Consider the following 15,876-nt stretch of genomic DNA (forward strand, 5'->3'; position numbering starts at 1 on the left):
CCGATTGTTACGCTTACTTCAGCTCGACCTTGGCGCCGGCTGCTTCCAGCTGGGCCTTGAACTTGTCGGCGTCGGCCTTGGAAACGGCTTCCTTGACCGGCTTCGGAGCCGCTTCGACCAGGTCCTTGGCTTCCTTGAGGCCAAGGCCGGTGATGGCGCGGACTTCCTTGATGACGTTGATCTTCTGAGCGCCGGCATCGGTGAGGACGACGTCGAATTCCGTCTTTTCCTCGACCGGAGCAGCGGCAGCGGCAGCGCCGCCGGCAGCGGCAACAGCCACGGGAGCAGCAGCCGAAACGCCCCACTTTTCTTCCAGAAGCTTCGACAGCTCAGCCGCCTCAAGGACGGTCAGCTTCGAAAGGTCGTCTACGATCTTTGCGAGATCAGCCATTGTTGTATTCCTTCATAAGGTTCGAACGTGTGTTTGTGATAGCGAGGAACGGCCTCATGCCGCCTCGTCCTTCCGGGCGTAAGCGCCGATGACACGCGCGACCGAAGCCGCGGGCGCATTGACGATCTGGGCGATCCGGGTTGCCGGCGTGGCGATCATGCCAACCAGCCTGGCGCGCAGCTCGTCGAGCGACGGAAGTGTGGCGAGTGCCTTCACACCGTCGGCGTTGAGCGAGGTGGTGCCCATTGCGCCGCCGAGAATGACGAGCTTGTCATTCCCCTTGGCGAAATCGGACGCGACCTTCGGCGCCGCAATCGGATCCTCCGAATAGGCGACCAGCGTCTGTCCCTTGAACAGATCGATGATCGATGCGGAGTCCGTGCCCTGAAGAGCGATTTTGGCGAGACGGTTCTTCGCGACTTTAACGGTGCCACCGGCAGCGCGCATTTTCGACCGGAGGTCGTTCATTTGCGCGACGGTGATACCGGCATAGTGGGCCACGACCACTGAACCCGCGTTCGAGAACGCATCGTTCAGGCCCGTGACGAGTTCGCGTTTTTCCGCTCTGTCCACTGCCTATCTCCAGTTGACCCCCATCCTGCTAACGGGAACATTCCCATTCACGAGGACAGGCGTCGGGTTGCCTTTTGCCGGCCGGGCCATCCAGTAACGGATCTCCCGAACAGCGCTCGAGGATCCTGCCCCCTTTCGCCACATCGCCGGCAAGCCGGACGATGCGCAGACAAAAGGCAAACACGGTTCGAACCTTTCATTGGAGCGCTTGCTCCGTTGTCAGGTCTTCACCCGTCTCATGCAGGCCCACATGAATTAAGGCCCCCCTTTTCAATCAAGGCCGGGCCGCCTGCAATCTCGGACAGGATGTCCGGAAACCTTTCGGCTCCCGGTACCGGGCCCAGAACGATCCAGGCCCGGAATTCACTTACGGATCGGCCCGTTCAGCGGCCGATCCAAACGGTTAATCAGGACGCCGCGAGCGTCGAGACGTCGAGCTTGAGGCCCGGGCCCATCGTCGAGGTGACGGACACCTTCTTGACGTAGTTGCCCTTGGCACCAGCCGGCTTTGCCTTGGTCACCGCATCGGCGAAGGCGCGGACGTTTTCTTCCAGCGCCTTGACGTCGAACGAGACCTTGCCGACGCCGGCGTGAACGATGCCGGCCTTCTCGACGCGGAACTCCACAGCGCCGCCCTTCGATGCCTTGACGGCGGCCGCGACGTCGGTGGTGACCGTACCGACCTTCGGGTTCGGCATCATGCCGCGCGGGCCGAGCACTTTGCCCAGACGGCCGACGAGCGGCATCATGTCCGGCGTGGCGATGCAGCGATCGAAATCGATCGTGCCCTTCTGGACGATGTCGACCAGGTCCTCCGCGCCGACGATGTCGGCGCCGGCGGCCTTGGCTTCCTCGGCCTTGTCGCCACGGGCGAACACGGCGACGCGGACCGAGCGGCCGGTGCCGTTCGGCAGGTTGACCACGCCGCGGACCATCTGGTCGGCATGGCGAGGATCAACGCCGAGATTCATCGCGACTTCGATCGTCTCGTCAAACTTAACCGTCGAGCGATCCTTGAGCAGCTTCAGCGCGTCACCCAAGGTATAAGCCTTGTTGGGATCGATGCCTTCGCGGGTCTTCGATACACGCTTTGCAATCTTTGCCATGATCTCAGCCCACCACTTCCAGACCCATCGAGCGGGCGGAGCCCTCGACCATGCGCATGGCCGCCTCGACGTCGTTTGCGTTCAGATCCTTCATCTTCTGCTCGGCGATGGCGCGGACCTTGTCGCGGCCGATCGTGCCGGCCTTGACCTTGCCCGGCTCCTTGGAGCCCGACTTCAGGTTAGCGGCCTTCTTCAGGAAGTAGCTCACCGGCGGCGTCTTCATGACGAAGGTGAACGACTTGTCCTGGTAGTAGGTGATGACGACCGGAATCGGCGATCCCTTTTCCATTTCCTGGGTCTGCGCGTTGAACGCCTTGCAGAACTCCATGATGTTGATGCCGCGCTGACCAAGCGCCGGGCCGATCGGGGGCGACGGCGTAGCCGAGCCCGCGGCAACCTGGAGCTTGAGCTGGCCTGCAATTTTCTTAGCCATCTCTATTCCTGCCTTTGTCTATGCCGGCCCCTCGATCTGGGAAAACACCGGCTGTTGCAGTCTGGTGGTGCGGTTCCTGCGGCCGGCTAAAGCCGCATTTGCCTCCCACCGTTCTCAGGCCGCGCGTTGCCGCGCCGCCTCCCCTGACCACCGGAACGGCGCCAGGGATTTCGGATCAGCCTTTTTCGACTTGTCCGAATTCCAGATCGACAGGCACGGCGCGCCCGAAGATCGAAACTTCCACCTTGAGCCGCGCCCGCTCCTCGTCCACTTCCTGGACGAAGCCGTTGAAGGACGCGAAGGGGCCATCCGAGACGCGGATCGCCTCGCCGATCTCGAAAGTAACCGAGGGCTTCGGGCGCTCGACGCCTTCCTGCACCTGGTTCAGGATGCGCTGCGCCTCGGCCTCGGTGATCGGCACCGGCTTGGAGTCGCCCAAAAACCCGGTGACCTTCGGCGTGTTCTTGACCAGCGAGAACACGGCGTCGGTCAAGTTGGCCTTCAGGAGCACATAGCCCGGAAAGAACTTGCGCTCGGCGTCGACCTTGCGGCCGCGACGAACCTCGACGACCTTCTCGGTCGGCACGACGATCTGCTCGATATCGGCGGACAGGCCCTTCTGCTTGGCCTTGTTCTCGATGTCCTCGGCGACCTTCTTCTCAAAGTTCGAATAGGCGTGGACGATGTACCAGCGCGTAGTCATTTCACGACTTCTCCGTAATCGCCGGACTTAGCGTCCAATGCCCAGAATCTGTTCGACCGCGAGGCCCATGAGCTGATCGGCGGTGAAGAAAAAGATCATCGCGATCACAGCGAAAGCCAGAACCATCACCGTCGAGATCATCGTTTCGCGTCGCGACGGCCAAGTCACCTTGGCGGCCTCCGCGCGAACCTGCTGGAGAAAGACGAAAGGATTTGTGGTTTTCGAAGCCATATGCCGCTCTGTCTTCAAGACCCGTTGGCCGGGTCTCCTGGATGATCCCGCTGGCCGGGACGTGCCGCCTGGGTCCACTTTCGCGCCGAATCAGCGCAATCATTTCGCCCATGCAAATCAGACGCGTAAAGCCGGCTTCCCAGCTCCACGCGTCGCGTGTCTGTTTCGTCTACATAAAACCGATTCTTGATCCACGCAAGTGGCAAGTGTCCGCTTTATGACCAAACGCCGCCTCGGAACCATCCAGTCGTTCCGTCCCGGCTATGGCGCCCTTATGCCTCAATCAGCCTAATATGGCAAGCCGGTCGCCGATTTTCAAAGGGCAGCCCGCAGAAATATCGTTTCTGATCGCCATTTAGGAAATGGCTGAGTTTTTGTTTTGGCGTGCCATTTCTCGAAATGGCACGGGCAGCAGGGCTCGAACCTACGACCTGCGGTTTTGGAGACCGCCGCTCTACCAACTGAGCTATGCCCGTACACGTGCGCCTCGGCGCAGCAGGGGCTTCCTAAAAGCTTCCGCGCGCTCTGTAAAGAGCGGTTTGCAAGCAAACGCGCCTTCATCCCCTTTCCCGGAAATCGGGATGGTCGACGGCCAGCCCGCCGCCATCGATCTCCGGTTTCACGCTCGAGTGCGCCGGCATGCTGTTCGCGGAGATCTTGCCTGCCGGCCCGTGTATCCGTTGGACGCTATTTGGTGTCCGGGACCCGGTAAGGCCCGCCGGGCACGCCCCAGCCCCAGGCCGGCATCGGCTCGGTCTCCGGGTCGCACGTTTCGCCGAGATTGGAATTCATCCTGGCGAGCCGCGATCCCCACTCGACATAGCCCATGAAGGCGGAACGGAACTCCGGATCGTCAGGCAGCCCGACGGCATCCGCGGCATCGGCCAGCAGGTTGATCCAGCGGCGGCGCTGCTCCTCCGTCAAATGCTTGCCCAGGTGATGCATCACCATCTCGCGGTGGCCGCCGAATTTTTCGCTGTAGGTTTTCGGCCCGCCGAAAACCTCGCCGATAAAGGCCGCGACATGGGCGGGATGGTCGGGCGACATATGCTTGAACACCGGCCCGACGACCGGATCCCGCGCCACCTTGTCATAAAACGTCTGCGTCAGCCGGTTGAGCGCTTCGCTGCCGCCGGCCCATTCGTACAGTGTCGGAACATCCTGGCTCATACTTCACCTCCGCCCAGCGCCGCAGGCACCGACGATAGCGGAAAAATCGAGCAAGCCTCAACCTGGCTCGATGGCCAGTTCGATGACACGGCTACCGTTCGACCGCGTGTCGGCCCCGCCATGCCAGCGCTGATCTTCGGTCGCCGACAAAAAGGGCGGCCCGAGGACCGCCCTTCCTTCTCGATCCGGCTGATGCCGGTGTCGATTACTCTTTGATGGTGACGACGATGCCGGCACCGACGGTGCGGCCGCCTTCACGGATGGCGAAGCGCAGCTTCTCTTCCATGGCGATCGGCACGATCAGCTCGACGTCGACCGTGATGTTGTCGCCAGGCATCACCATCTCGGTGCCGGCCGGCAGCGACACGATGCCGGTCACGTCGGTGGTGCGGAAGTAGAACTGCGGACGGTAGTTGGTGAAGAACGGCGTGTGACGGCCACCCTCGTCCTTGGTCAGGATGTAGGCTTCGGCCACGAACTTCTTGTGCGGCTTCACCGAACCGGGCTTGGCCAGAACCTGGCCGCGCTCGACACCTTCACGGTCGACGCCGCGCAGCAGCGCGCCGATGTTGTCGCCCGCCTGGCCCTGGTCGAGCAGCTTGCGGAACATCTCGACGCCCGTGCAGGTCGTCTTGGTGGTCGGACGAATGCCGATGATCTCCAGCTCCTCGCCGACCTTGACCACGCCGCGCTCGACGCGACCGGTCACGACCGTGCCGCGGCCCGAGATCGAGAACACGTCCTCGATCGGCATCAGGAACGGCTTGTCGAGCGGACGAACCGGCGTCGGGATGTAGGCGTCGACCTGAGCCATCAGCTCGCGGATCGCGTCCTCGCCGATCTTCTTGTCCGAATCTTCCAGAGCCGCCAGCGCCGAACCCTTGACGATCGGAATGTCGTCGCCGGGGAACTCGTTCTTGGTCAGCAATTCGCGAACCTCGAGCTCGACCAGCTCAAGCAGCTCGGCGTCGTCGACCTGGTCGACCTTGTTCAAGAACACCACGATCGACGGCACGCCGACCTGGCGAGCCAAAAGGATGTGCTCGCGGGTCTGCGGCATCGGGCCGTCGGCGGCCGACACAACCAGGATCGCGCCGTCCATCTGCGCGGCACCGGTGATCATGTTCTTCACATAGTCGGCGTGGCCGGGGCAGTCGACGTGGGCGTAGTGGCGGTTCTCCGTCTCGTACTCGACGTGAGCCGTCGAAATCGTGATGCCGCGCGCCTTCTCTTCCGGCGCCGCGTCAATCTGGTCATAGCGCTTGTATTCGCCAAAATACTTGGTGATCGCTGCCGTCAAAGACGTCTTGCCATGATCAACGTGGCCAATCGTGCCGATGTTCACATGCGGCTTGGTGCGCTCGAATTTACCTTTTGCCATAGTCTCTTTCCTTGGACGGCCTGGACCTTCAGTTCAGTCGAATGCGGGGCGATTAGCGACAAAGGCCAAAAAACACAAGCGTCTTTTGCCCGGGCGCCTTCTCACTCGGCCCGAACCCGTGATCCGATTGCGGGGATATGGCGCTGATATAGGAACGTGTCGCGTGAAATGGAATGGCCTAAACCCCTGCGCAATCGCGCCGGCCTCCCGCGCCCCGCTCGTCGGTCGCTGTCGGATTTGTCGGCGCTTCATGGCCCATTGCGGCGGTGTTCCCGCTCTGATTTCCTGCACCGATGCATTTCATCCCGACAGCCGTTCGCGGCCCCCTGTTCATGATCGTCTCGACCGGGTCGTATCTCGTCAACGATACGATGATGAAGCTCGCTACGGCGGGCCTGCCGTCCTATGAAGTGCTGTTCCTGCGCGGCGCGGCGGCAGCGCTCTGGGGCTTTCCGCTGCTGTTTGCGCTTGGTTATGGCAAACAGATCCCGCTGATCTTCGACAAGCGCGTGCTGCACCGCAACCTGCTCGAACTGGCCGCCATCCTTTGTTACGTCGTGGCGCTCGCCAACATGCAGATTGCCGATTCCACCGCGCTCGGACAGGTCACGCCGCTGTTGATGCTGGTCGGCTCCTCTATCCTGTTCGGCGAGCGCATCGGCGGCCAGCGCATGGCGCTGATCGGTCTCGGCTTCATCGGCGCGCTGATGGTGGCGCAACCGACCATGCAGGGCATCTCGGTCTACGCCTTGCTGGCGCTCGGCAACGCGGCATTGTCGGCCGCGCGCGATCTCACCGGCAGGCGGGTTCCGGCCGAGGTGCCGGGAATGATCGTGGCGATTTCCGCCGTCGTCGTGGTGCTTATCGGCGCCGGTGCGGCACACCTGGTTTCAGAGCGCTGGATCATGCCCGGAGCACATCATTTGCTGCTCATGGCCGGAGCCGGGTTCTTCTTGATCTTCGGCCATTTCTTCATCTTCATGGCCTATCGCGTCGGGCCGACCAGCGCGGTGGCGCCGTTCTACTACTGCTTCACCGTCTGGGCGATGATTTCGGGCCTGCTGGTGTTCGGACAATTCCCCAACGCACTGGCGATCTGCGGCATCCTTCTGGTTGTGGGCAGCGGACTGGCCATCGTCTCGCTCGACCAGCGCAGGCGCCGGCTGACTGTCGTGGCCTAAGTCGGCTCCAGTTGCGGCCGATCATCGCCGGGGTCTCGCCGCAAAGCTCAACACGCTGCCCGCGAGATCCTCAAGAGGGTCGGATAGGACGCGCCAGACGGCGCTCCGCGGTGGCAAACACCGCCGATGATGGACAGACGACGGCGCATGACCCGAAAGGCGGGATCCGGTTTCGGGAAAGGTCATGGACAAGCGAACGGATAAAATCCCATCCCGAACCTTCGGAATGGGACTGGTGCTAAATAGTCCGCTTGCCGGCGAACTGGTGGTAAGCCCACAACACGACCACGGCGCCCACCACCGCGACGATCAGGCTGTAGATGTTGAGACCGGTCACGCCCGACGCGCCGAAAGCGCTGAAGATCAGGCCGCCGACAATGGCGCCGACAATGCCGAGCACGATATCCATGATCATGCCCTGGCCGCTCTTGTTGACGATCTTGCTGCCAAGAAAGCCGGCGATGACTCCCAGAATAATCCAGCTGATGATTGACATTTTTCCTCTCCAATCCCCTGCCGCGTCCATCATTTTCATATGATTGTCAAAAGCTCAAGCCAGCTTGAAATTCCGCCCGATTGCGTCATTGTGACGATGGGACGGGCTTGGTTGACAAGGAGATCCACGATGGGACTGTTTGACAATGCCGTTCCGGGCGGCAACATCACCAAACCCCTGATGATCGCGCTCGGCGCGCTGCTGGTCGGAAAGATGCTGAGCGGCAGGAGTGCCGAACAGCCGGAGCAACCCCAAGCTCCCGTACCGGCCGAGCCCAGTGAAACCACGGCCGGCGATGGCGGCCTGCTTGGCGGACTGGGCGGCCTGCTCGACAAATTGAAGAACTCCGGCCACGGCAACGTCGCTGATTCCTGGGTCGGCACCGGCCAGAACCAGCCGATCAACGCCAACGACCTGGGCAACGCGATCGGACCGCAGGTCATCCGCGAGATCGCGCAACGGACGGGACTCGACGAGCAGGAACTGCTCAAGCAATTGTCCGCAGCCCTGCCTGGCATCGTCGACAAGCTGACGCCGAACGGCCAGGTGCCGCAGCAACACCAGGTCGCGTCGGCCTTCAACAGCTGAAGCCAGTGGACAGCCATCCTCTGGAGCGCTGCGCGACTTGGCCGCGCAGTGTTTCAGCTGGCCGATGGCTGGGGTTGGAACTCTGGAGCGGGTAGCGGGAATCGAACCCGCATATTCAGCTTGGAAGGCTGCTGCTCTACCACTGAGCTATACCCGCGCCGTGCACTGAAGTATCGGATTCCGCGGAAAAGCGCCATGCGCTTTTCGCCTCCGATGCTTTCACGTTTCAGGGCTTCCGGGCCGGCAGTGGTGGAGAGGGTTGGATTCGAACCAACGTAGGCTAAGCCAACGGATTTACAGTCCGTCCCCTTTAACCACTCGGGCACCTCTCCAGTCTGCCGCCGGAGCCATGCAACGAGGCATTCTTGCCGATCCGGACCCGAGTATCACTTCTCCGAAATCAGCGAAGCGCCTTATGGCGGCAAGGCCAGTGGGTGTCAACCGCGTGGGAAGGGTTTTTCGATGTTGTTCGCCGGCTGCGGCGACGGGCCGTATCCCTGGCCGCCGGAGACCGCTATAGAAGCCGGCCATGAGCAACAAGACCGGCACCCCGAAAGACACCCACTACGCCAAGCTGCGTCGTGCACACCGCGACGAAAAGAGCGGCGGCGCGCCGGCGTTCCGGCCGCGCCAGCCCATGCCGCCGGGCGAGAACGCAGCCCACGGGCTGGTGCGACTCTATGGCCTGCATACGGTGCGCGCGGCACTCGACAATCCGCGCCGCAAGATCCGGAAAATGCTGGTGACGCGCAATGCCGCCGAGCGGCTGGGACTGGCCGACCTCGCGGCTCTGCCCTTCAAGGCGGAGCTGGTCGAACCCAGGGACATCGACAAGATCACGGGTTCGGATGCCGTGCACCAAGGCGCGTTGATCGAGGCCGAGCCGCTGAAGCCCAAGCGCCTCGACGCTCTCGGCAATACAAAGCTGGTGCTGGTGCTCGACCAGATCACCGATCCGCACAATGTCGGCGCCATCCTGCGCTCGGCGGTCGCCTTCGATGCCGGCGCGCTGATCACCACGGCGCGCCACAGCCCGCAGGAATCGGGCGTGCTGGCGAAATCCGCCTCGGGCGCGCTCGAACATATCGACCAGATCGAGGTCAAGAACCTGGCCGACGCGCTCGCGCAACTGCATGAGGCCGGCTTCCAGACAATCGGTCTCGATTCGGACGGCCCGGCCGAACTCGAAACGAGCTTTGCCGGCGACAAGCTTGCCCTGGTGCTGGGCGCGGAAGGCAAGGGCTTGCGCCAGAAGACGCGCGAGACGGTGACGACACTGGCCCGCCTCGACATGCCCGGCGCCATCCGCTCGCTCAACGTGTCGAACGCGGCGGCGGTAAGCCTTTATGCGGCACGGAAATTCCTGAGGCAGTAGGGCAGTACGGCAGTAGGGTTTCCAAATCGGCCGGAACGGGCGGCTCCTACTGCCCTACTGCCCTACCTCATGCCCGGCCATCCGCTCCAGCGCCCTGACCAGGGCCGAGTGATCCTCCCTGGCGCCGCCATTGGCGGTGCAGGAATTGAACAGTTGCTGGGTGGTCGACGTGTTGGGCAGGGAGACGCCGAGCGCCCTTGCGCCTTCCAGGGCGAGGTTGAGATCCTTCTGGTGCAGTTCGATGCGGAAACCCGGCGCGAAGGTGCGCCTGACCATGCGCTCACCATGGACTTCGAGGATGCGCGAGGCGGCCAACCCGCCCATCAGCGCCTGCCTGACCTTGGCGGGGTCGGCGCCGGCTTTTGAAGCAAAAACAAGCGCTTCGGCGACGGCTTCAATGGTCAGCGCGACGACGATCTGGTTGGCGACCTTGGTGGTCTGGCCGACGCCGTTCGGTCCGACCAGGGTGATGTTCTTGCCCATCTTCTCGAAAACGGGCCTGGCGCGCTCGAACGCCCTCTCCTCGCCGCCGACCATGATGGTGAGCGATGCGGCCTTGGCTCCCACCTCGCCGCCCGAGACCGGCGCATCGAGATAGTCGCAGCCCAGTTCGTTGATTTTTTTGCCGAAGACCTTGGTCTCGATCGGTGAGATCGAGCTCATGTCGATGGCCAATTTGCCTTTGGAAAGACCTGATGCGACGCCGTTGTCGCCGAACAGCACCTCGGCCACCTGCGGTGTGTCAGGCACCATGGTGATGATGATATCGGCGGCCTTCGCCACGGCGGCATGGCCGGTGACAGTTCTCAGTCCCTTGGCCACCAGTTCGGCCTGTGGCCTGGAGCGGTGGTCGCTGGCGATCACCGTGTAGCCGGCGTCCAGCAAATGTCCCGCCATCGGCGCGCCCATGATGCCAAGGCCGATGAAGCCGATGGTTTCCATTGTGGTTCTCCGTCTTGTTGAGGTTGCGTTCCTTCACGCCCCCTCTGGCCTGCCGGCCATCTCCCCCACAGGTGGGGAGATTGGCAGTTTCGGCGCTGGCCCCAACTTTCCCGGTTCAAAATTTAGCGAAGCCGCCGGTGACATCCGACCTCCGCCCAGAGGAGGGCGTGAAGGAACGCGAGTTCGATTTCGACGGCTAAGCCGCGGCACTTCCCTGCCCGGCCAGATCCCTTAACCAACCCAGCCCTTGCTCGGTCCCCGCCTTCGGCTTGTATTCCGCCCCGACCCAGCCGGAATAACCAATGCGGTCGATGTGCTCGTAGAGGAAGGGATAGTTGATCTCGCCCGTCCCCGGCTCGTGACGGCCGGGATTGTCCGCAAGCTGGATATGCGCGATGCGGCCGAGGTTTGCCTCGATGGTACGGGCGAGATCCCCCTCCATGATCTGCATGTGGTAGATGTCGTATTGCAGGAACAGGTTCTTCGAGCCGACGCGGTCGATCAGCGCCAGCGCCTGGTCGGAATAATTGAGGAAAAAGCCTGGAATGTCGCGCGTGTTGATCGGCTCGATCAGCAATTTGATACCGGCCTGCTCCAGTTTCTCCGCCGCGAAGGCGAGGTTCTCGGCAAAGACATCCTCGAGCACCTTGCGGTCGACACCGGCGGGCGCGATGCCGGCCAGGCAATTGACCTGTGAGCAGCCGAGCGCCTGCGCGTAGGTGATCGCCTTGGCGATGCCCTGGCGGAATTCCGGCACTCGGTCCGGCAAAACGGCGATACCGCGCTCGCCCTTGCCCCAATCGCCCGCCGGCAGGTTGAACAGCACCTGTGTCAGGCCGTTCTTCTTCAGCCGCGCGGCCACCACCTCGGGGGCATGGTCGTAGGGGCCTATATATTCGACGCCCTTGAAGCCGGCGCGGGCAGCGGCATCGAAGCGATCGAGGAAATCGTGCTCGCCAAAGAGCATCGAAAGATTGGCTGAAAAACGCGGCATTCTTTTTGTCCTTCTTCCGTCCTAGTCGAGCATGACGATCGCTGTCGGGGCATCTTCTTGATGTTCGGCAAGGTCTTCGAATTCGGTGATCTTGTCGATCTCGGTGCCCATCGAAATATTGGTGACGCGTTCGAGGATGAATTCGAGCACTACGGGAACCTGATGCTCCTTCATCAGCCGCTGCGCCTCCATGAAGGCACCGGCGAATTCTTCCGGTTTGCGCACCCTGACCGCCTTGCAGCCCATCGCCTCGGCAACAGCGACGTGGTCGACGCCGTAGCCGGCCTCGGGATCGTCCGATCGGTTGATGTTCTCGAAAGCAAGGCTGACCTCGTAATCCATCGAGAAGCCGCGCTGCGCCTGGCGGATCAGGCCGAGATAGGCATTGTTCACGACGACGTGGATGTAGGGCAGTTTGTGCTGCGCGCCGACCGCCAGTTCCTCGATCATGAACTGGAAGTCATAGTCGCCCGACAGCGCCACGATGGTGCGGTCGGGATCGGCGGCGCGCACGCCAAGGGCTGCCGGCAGTGTCCAGCCGAGCGGGCCGGCCTGGCCGCAATTGATCCAGTTGCGGGGCTTGTAGACATGCAGGAACTGCGCGCCGGCGATCTGCGACAGGCCGATCGTGGTGACGTAGGTGACGTCGCGCCCGAACGCCTTGTTCATCTCCTCATAGACGCGCTGCGGCTTGAGCGGCACCTGGTCGAAATGCGTCTTGCGCTTCATGGTCTTCTTGCGGTCCTGGCATTCCTTCGCCCAGCCCGACCAGTCGCGCAGTATTCCGGCCGTTTTCCACTCGGTGGCGACGTCGAGCAGCATCTTCAGCGCAGCCCCCGCATCCGAGACGACGCCGAGATCCGGGGCGAACACACGGCCGATCTGCGTCGGCTCGATGTCGACATGGATGAACTTTTTTCCCTTGGTGTAGACATCGACCGAACCGGTGTGGCGGTTGGCCCAGCGGTTGCCGATGCCGAAGACGAAGTCGGCTTCCAGCATCGTCGCGTTGCCATAGCGGTGCGAGGTCTGCAGGCCGCACATGCCGGCCATCAGCCGATGGTCGTCGGGGATCGCGCCCCAGCCCATCAGCGTCGGGATGACGGGCACGCCGGTAATCTCGGCGAATTCTATCAGCAGGTCCGACGCATCGGCATTGATGATGCCGCCGCCGGCGACGATCAGCGGCTTTTCGGCGGCGTTGAGCATCGCCAGAGCCTTTTCGGCCTGGGCGCGCGTCATCGCCGGCTTGAACGGCGCCAGCGGCTCGTAGGCGTCGATGTCGAACTCGATCTCGGCCAATTGGACGTCGACCGGCAGGTCGATCAGCACCGGTCCCGGGCGCGAAGACCTCATCAGGTGGAATGCCTTCTGCAGCGCCATCGGCACGAGATAAGGCTCCATGACGGTGACCGCCCATTTGGCGACGGGCGACGCGATAGCGGCGATGTCGACGGCCTGGAAATCCTCCTTGTTCAGCCGCGCCCGCGGCGCCTGGCCGGTGATGCAGAGGATCGGGATGGAATCGGCTGCGGCCGAGTAGAGCCCGGTGATCATGTCGGTGCCGGCTGGGCCAGACGTGCCGATGCAGAGCCCGATATTGCCTGCCTTGGCCCTGGTAAAACCTTCGGCCATGTGCGACGCGCCCTCGACATGACGGGCCAGCACATGGCGGATCGTGCCCCTCGCCTTCAGGGCCGAGTAGAGCGGATTGATCGCCGCGCCCGGCACACCGAAGGCGCAGGCGATGCCTTCCTTTTCGAGAACGAGAACCGCAGCATCGACAGCGCGCATCCTGGCCATTGTTCCGACCCTCCACAGGGTTGTGATTGTTGGATGACCGAGAATGTCAGCAAGCCGGCTATTTTTCAATTTTTTCAGAATATTTTTTCATTTCTAGGAAGCTGCCGTTGCCAATTGATTTCCTTTCTCTTTTTGTTTTCCAAAAAGTGGCAATGCAGAACGCGTGAAAAACTTTTTCATTGTCCGTTCGGGAAAATCGTGCATGATGGCGTAAATGGAAACCGCTGAAAAACGCCAGCGCGGCCGGCCGCGCGCCTTCAACGGCCCCTCGGAAGCGGCTTCGGTGCAGTCGTTGGACCGGGCCTTGCGCATCCTGGCCATCGTTGCCGAAGGAAGCGGCCTATCGCTGAGCGAGATATCCGCGCAAAGCGGTCTGGCCGCCTCTACCGCCTACCGCATGCTGACGACGCTCGAAAACCACGGCATGGTCGAGTTCGACAGTTCGGACCAGCTTTGGTCGATCGGCGTCGAGACCTATCGGATGGGCGCGGCGTTCCTGCGCCGCCGCAAGCTGGTCGACCGCGCGCGCATCGTCATGCAGGAGCTGATGGAGAAAACCGGCGAGACCGCCAATCTCGGCGTCGCCGAGGACGATTGCGTGGTGTTCGTCAGCCAGGTCGAGACGCACCAGGCAATTCGCGCCTTCTTCCGACCGGGGACGCGCAGCCCTTTTCATGCCTCCGGCATCGGCAAGGCGGTGCTGGCCCATCTCGAGCCGGAGCGCGTCGGAGCCATCCTGCGCAAGGCCGGCCTGCAGCGCTTTACCGACAGGACGCTGTCCGACATCCCTGCCCTCGCGCATGATCTCGCGACGATCAAGCTGCGCGGCTGGTCGGTCGATGACGAGGAACGGCATCCAGGCATGCGCTGCGTGGCATCAGCCATCTTCAACGAATTCGGCGAGCCGATCGGCGGAGTCTCGGTGTCGGGCCCGACGGTTCGGGTGACGCCTGAACGGCTGGCCGAGATCGGCCCGCTGGTGCACAGCGCCGCGGCCGAGGTCACAAAGATGATCGGCGGCGTGCAAACCGGATGATCAACCTGCTCCGGGCAGCGCGCTTCTGCTCGCAAGATCGAAGAAATCGAGCAGGATCGCCATGCCGACACCGCAGGCGGTGAAGACGAGGCCGGTGATGAAGATGCGGTTGGCGCGTTCATAGGCGCTCAGCCGCAGGCACTTTGTGTCGAGCAGAAGCGACAATGCCCGCATCTGCAAGGCGATGCCGGCCAGGATCGGCAGCACGGCGACGAGATGATAGGTCTGCCACGGGATCGGATTGGCGGCCCAATGCGTGATGAAGCCCAGGGAAAACGCCAGCAGGATGCCAACGGCCGTGACCGTGCCGTTGCGGAAAATGATTTCGACCTGTTCCTCTTTCGGGTCCTGCTCGTCCTAGGATCACCCTCCCCCATATCGCCCGCAGATTATCGCCCAGCAGATTAGGCCTTCGGGAAATGCCTGTACATTGCCGATCGCATCGACAAAAGCCGATGACCGAGGGTTCAGGCGTCTCCGTGAAAGTCGGCTAATCCAACAGGTGTGCCGCCATCCAAGCGTAGAAAAGGGGCTCGCCTGAGCCCCTCTTCTGGTGCTGAACGGTGCTCCTCCTCTCAGAGACGGCAGTAATGGCGATAGCCGTCGTAACCGATGTAGGTGTCGGAGTCCGGATCGTAGCTCGAATAGCGATCGAAGCAGCGGCGGACGTGCCACGAGCCGCCGCCCTCGTCGACGTAGACGGTGCGGGGCTGGGCAAGCAGGCTGCCCAGGACAAAACCGCCGACGCCGGCGGCAATGCCGATGCCGATGCCATGGTGGTGGTGATGCGAATGAGCCGCCGAGGGCTGGACGGTGCCGACCAGTGCGGTGGCGGCGACAGCGGTGGCGATGAGGCCGGAAACGAGTGCGCGCTTGAACATGACGATCTCCTTGCTTCGTTTGGAGAGGCGACTCATCCGCCTCTTGATCATCTGTCGTTCGGCACAAGAAAAAGGTTCAAATCTTTTTTGAACGTGAACCAAGGAGGTCATGCTGACGGCGGCCTGCAAGGGCCTGGCTAGACATTGATGACCGTCCCATTTCGCCCAACGAAAAAGGGCGGCCGAAGCCGCCCTTTCGGGAGAATTGGGTCCCTCCATCAAAGAAAGATGATCACCTTGCCGTGCTTGTGGTGATGATGGTTGTGGTGCTTCCACCAGAACTTCTTGAAGTGCTTCTTGTGATGGTTGTGGTGGTGATGATGATGGCCGTGCATGCCGTGGGCTGACGACGTGCCGACGGTGCCGACGAGCGCGCCGGTGGCGACGAAGATGGCAACGAGGCCTGAGACGAGAGTGCGCTTGAACATGATGATCTCCTGGATCTTTTGATCGAGGCGACCCATTCGCCTCTGACCATCAGTCGGGGCGGCGCGGGAAAAGGTTCGAAAGGTGGAGGAGATTTTTTTCGGCAAGGCCGGAGACGGGATGAATCGTGAGTAGTGAGCTATGAGCAGCAGGCTGACTACCCACT

19 protein-coding genes and 3 tRNA genes are annotated in these 15,876 nt (G+C 62.3%); 4 read left to right on the top strand and 18 right to left on the bottom strand.

What is annotated here, in order from left to right; all coding sequences use genetic code 11:
* Window positions 1–13 precede the first annotated feature (13 nt).
* From rplL to tuf, 9 genes are all read right to left on the bottom strand, one after another.
* Entirely contained in the window at window positions 14–391 is a 378-nt protein-coding gene (gene rplL / locus LB547_RS04240; protein ID WP_027146630.1) for a 50S ribosomal protein L7/L12, read from the bottom strand.
* Window positions 392–445: 54 nt separating this feature from the next.
* Window positions 446–964 (bottom strand): 50S ribosomal protein L10, encoded by a 519-nt coding sequence (rplJ, locus tag LB547_RS04245; RefSeq protein ID WP_140515456.1) that lies wholly within the window; start codon window positions 962–964, stop codon window positions 446–448.
* 407 nt (window positions 965–1,371) lie between these two features.
* Window positions 1,372–2,070, bottom strand: coding sequence for a 50S ribosomal protein L1 (gene rplA, locus LB547_RS04250; protein WP_140501624.1), 699 nt, complete (start codon window positions 2,068–2,070; stop codon window positions 1,372–1,374).
* A gap of 4 nt (window positions 2,071–2,074) precedes the next feature.
* Window positions 2,075–2,503 (bottom strand): 50S ribosomal protein L11, encoded by a 429-nt coding sequence (gene rplK, locus LB547_RS04255; RefSeq protein ID WP_140501622.1) that lies wholly within the window; start codon window positions 2,501–2,503, stop codon window positions 2,075–2,077.
* Window positions 2,504–2,678: 175 nt separating this feature from the next.
* The gene (gene nusG / locus LB547_RS04260; protein ID WP_140501620.1) at window positions 2,679–3,206 is read right to left on the bottom strand and encodes a transcription termination/antitermination protein NusG; all 528 of its coding nucleotides are present in this window, start codon (window positions 3,204–3,206) and stop codon (window positions 2,679–2,681) included.
* 27 nt (window positions 3,207–3,233) lie between these two features.
* Entirely contained in the window at window positions 3,234–3,437 is a 204-nt protein-coding gene (secE, locus tag LB547_RS04265; RefSeq protein ID WP_140764437.1) for a preprotein translocase subunit SecE, read from the bottom strand.
* Between the two features lie 400 nt (window positions 3,438–3,837).
* Window positions 3,838–3,913, bottom strand: a tRNA-Trp gene (locus LB547_RS04270).
* Window positions 3,914–4,124: 211 nt separating this feature from the next.
* Window positions 4,125–4,607 (bottom strand): group II truncated hemoglobin, encoded by a 483-nt coding sequence (locus tag LB547_RS04275; RefSeq protein WP_140558706.1) that lies wholly within the window; start codon window positions 4,605–4,607, stop codon window positions 4,125–4,127.
* A gap of 205 nt (window positions 4,608–4,812) precedes the next feature.
* Window positions 4,813–5,988, bottom strand: coding sequence for an elongation factor Tu (gene tuf / locus LB547_RS04280; protein ID WP_140515452.1), 1,176 nt, complete (start codon window positions 5,986–5,988; stop codon window positions 4,813–4,815).
* A 293-nt stretch (window positions 5,989–6,281) separates the two neighbouring features.
* On the opposite strand from tuf, the gene LB547_RS04285 reads away from it, so the two are divergent.
* On the top strand, window positions 6,282–7,169 hold the full coding sequence (locus LB547_RS04285; RefSeq protein WP_140493546.1) for a DMT family transporter: 888 nt from the start codon (window positions 6,282–6,284) through the stop codon (window positions 7,167–7,169).
* A 238-nt stretch (window positions 7,170–7,407) separates the two neighbouring features.
* On the opposite strand, the gene LB547_RS04290 is transcribed toward LB547_RS04285, so the two are convergent.
* The gene (locus LB547_RS04290) at window positions 7,408–7,665 is read right to left on the bottom strand and encodes a GlsB/YeaQ/YmgE family stress response membrane protein (RefSeq protein ID WP_140493554.1); all 258 of its coding nucleotides are present in this window, start codon (window positions 7,663–7,665) and stop codon (window positions 7,408–7,410) included.
* Between the two features lie 129 nt (window positions 7,666–7,794).
* On the opposite strand from LB547_RS04290, the gene LB547_RS04295 reads away from it, so the two are divergent.
* On the top strand, window positions 7,795–8,253 hold the full coding sequence (locus LB547_RS04295; RefSeq protein WP_140762152.1) for a YidB family protein: 459 nt from the start codon (window positions 7,795–7,797) through the stop codon (window positions 8,251–8,253).
* An 83-nt stretch (window positions 8,254–8,336) separates the two neighbouring features.
* Here the strand turns inward: LB547_RS04295 and LB547_RS04300 are convergent.
* Both LB547_RS04300 and LB547_RS04305 read right to left on the bottom strand, forming a co-directional pair.
* A tRNA-Gly gene (locus LB547_RS04300) sits at window positions 8,337–8,410 on the bottom strand.
* Window positions 8,411–8,500: 90 nt separating this feature from the next.
* Window positions 8,501–8,585, bottom strand: a tRNA-Tyr gene (locus tag LB547_RS04305).
* Window positions 8,586–8,782: 197 nt separating this feature from the next.
* Here LB547_RS04305 and LB547_RS04310 point away from each other — a divergent pair.
* Entirely contained in the window at window positions 8,783–9,628 is an 846-nt protein-coding gene (locus LB547_RS04310; RefSeq protein ID WP_140517619.1) for a TrmH family RNA methyltransferase, read from the top strand.
* Window positions 9,629–9,682: 54 nt separating this feature from the next.
* Here the strand turns inward: LB547_RS04310 and LB547_RS04315 are convergent, their stop codons facing one another.
* From LB547_RS04315 to gcl, 3 genes are all read right to left on the bottom strand, one after another.
* Entirely contained in the window at window positions 9,683–10,570 is an 888-nt protein-coding gene (locus LB547_RS04315; RefSeq protein ID WP_140762156.1) for a 2-hydroxy-3-oxopropionate reductase, read from the bottom strand.
* 196 nt (window positions 10,571–10,766) lie between these two features.
* Window positions 10,767–11,564, bottom strand: coding sequence for a hydroxypyruvate isomerase (hyi, locus tag LB547_RS04320; protein ID WP_140762160.1), 798 nt, complete (start codon window positions 11,562–11,564; stop codon window positions 10,767–10,769).
* A 21-nt stretch (window positions 11,565–11,585) separates the two neighbouring features.
* A complete protein-coding gene (gene gcl / locus LB547_RS04325) occupies window positions 11,586–13,367 on the bottom strand; it encodes a glyoxylate carboligase (protein ID WP_140564609.1) in 1,782 nt (593 codons plus the stop codon).
* Between the two features lie 214 nt (window positions 13,368–13,581).
* On the opposite strand from gcl, the gene bhcR reads away from it, so the two are divergent.
* Window positions 13,582–14,403, top strand: coding sequence for an HTH-type transcriptional regulator BhcR (gene bhcR, locus LB547_RS04330; RefSeq protein ID WP_140517623.1), 822 nt, complete (start codon window positions 13,582–13,584; stop codon window positions 14,401–14,403).
* On the opposite strand, the gene LB547_RS04335 is transcribed toward bhcR, so the two are convergent.
* The 3 genes from LB547_RS04335 to LB547_RS04345 form a co-directional block, all read right to left on the bottom strand.
* Window positions 14,404–14,610 (bottom strand): hypothetical protein, encoded by a 207-nt coding sequence (locus LB547_RS04335; protein WP_224655736.1) that lies wholly within the window; start codon window positions 14,608–14,610, stop codon window positions 14,404–14,406.
* A gap of 368 nt (window positions 14,611–14,978) precedes the next feature.
* Window positions 14,979–15,284, bottom strand: coding sequence for a BA14K family protein (locus LB547_RS04340; RefSeq protein WP_140525532.1), 306 nt, complete (start codon window positions 15,282–15,284; stop codon window positions 14,979–14,981).
* A 218-nt stretch (window positions 15,285–15,502) separates the two neighbouring features.
* Window positions 15,503–15,712: a hypothetical protein gene (locus LB547_RS04345; RefSeq protein ID WP_140525533.1), complete on the bottom strand. Its 210-nt coding sequence runs from the start codon at window positions 15,710–15,712 to the stop codon at window positions 15,503–15,505.
* Window positions 15,713–15,876: the final 164 nt, after the last annotated feature.

Origin of the sequence: Mesorhizobium sp. B264B1B (assembly GCF_020165765.1) — a bacterium.
Lineage (GTDB): Bacteria > Pseudomonadota > Alphaproteobacteria > Rhizobiales > Rhizobiaceae > Mesorhizobium.